The following is a 1,022-nucleotide window of genomic DNA, read 5'->3' as shown; positions in this document are numbered from 1 at the left end:
ACGGTTGCGCGACTTTTGTGGTCTTGTTTCCCTCTTAGAGGGGGTACACGGGTTCAAGGGAGGAGCGCATCGCTTCTCTTGCGCATTTGGGGGCAGTCACCCTCGTTCCGTGTTGCCACCTCTCAACTTACAAAGACCGTGCCAGCACCTCAGCGCCCAGCAAGCGCGATTTGCCGTGAAAACCTCCACAGTGCCCAGATGTCAGTTGTAGTGAACCTGACATTTTGTCTGCCGCTGTCAGCTTTTGGACACGGGATCACCCAGCTTCGCGCCGCCAGAAAAGGCGTGGCCAGCGCCCAACGTCGTCTGAAGCATCGATGCCAGGCGCCACGGTGTCGCTCACGCCAGATCGTCGTGAACGAGACGTTCAAGCTTGACCCGGGAACTCGAGCCGAAAACGGCCCGAGGTTTGGCCTTGTTTGGGGCCGCCGGATGAGGACGGCGCGAAGCCGGCGGCAATGGCGGCGACTATACCACGGCGCCAATCTTCGCCCGCATTTGGAGGCTCTCCGACGACGATGTGGTGCGCTCTCACCATCGTCATGGCGAGTGGCTGGAGGGCGGGATGCGCCGTGGTCCCCGGGGGCGGTAACCATCTGAATGTCGGCATGAGCGCATTGTGGCAGCCAGACGAGACCTTCTTCGATCTGCATACGCGACAAGGAGGTAAGCCAACGCGATGCTGGCGCACATCGCTGAAACGCAGGTCGCCGACGCCAATGTCTCGGAGAAGGTGAAGACGCAAAAGCAGATCGTGCGCGTCTTGTCCGAAGGCACAACGGGGCGCTCGAAGCTAGCCGCCTGGATAGCGGTTCCGGTCCGCGCCTATGCCGATCGTGGCGGCTTTCCGGACCGCTGACCAGTGGGCCGAGGCCGCGCCGCTGTTTGCGCCGCCAACCGCTGAATGAGCGGACAGGGCAGGGCGGCGGGGATTCCGCCGCCGGTCCCGCCGCCCGTCGCCGAGTTGAATGTGCGGGTATTCGCCAGCAGCGAGTGCTGGAATCCGCAAAAGCGCGGCGCGA

The 1,022-nt window shown here is 63.1% G+C and carries 1 protein-coding gene; it reads left to right on the top strand.

Going from position 1 to position 1,022, the window contains the following annotated elements; translation table 11 throughout:
• The first annotated feature begins 679 nt into the window (after positions 1–679).
• Positions 680–859, top strand: a complete 180-nt coding sequence (locus tag ACWUKX_RS30955) for a hypothetical protein (RefSeq protein WP_456010454.1) — start codon at positions 680–682, stop codon at positions 857–859.
• The last annotated feature ends 163 nt before the right edge of the window (positions 860–1,022 follow it).

This window comes from Mesorhizobium sp. f-mel (assembly GCF_053850215.1).
Note: the sequence above shows the minus strand (reverse complement) of the source record. Positions and strands in the feature narration are given on the sequence as shown.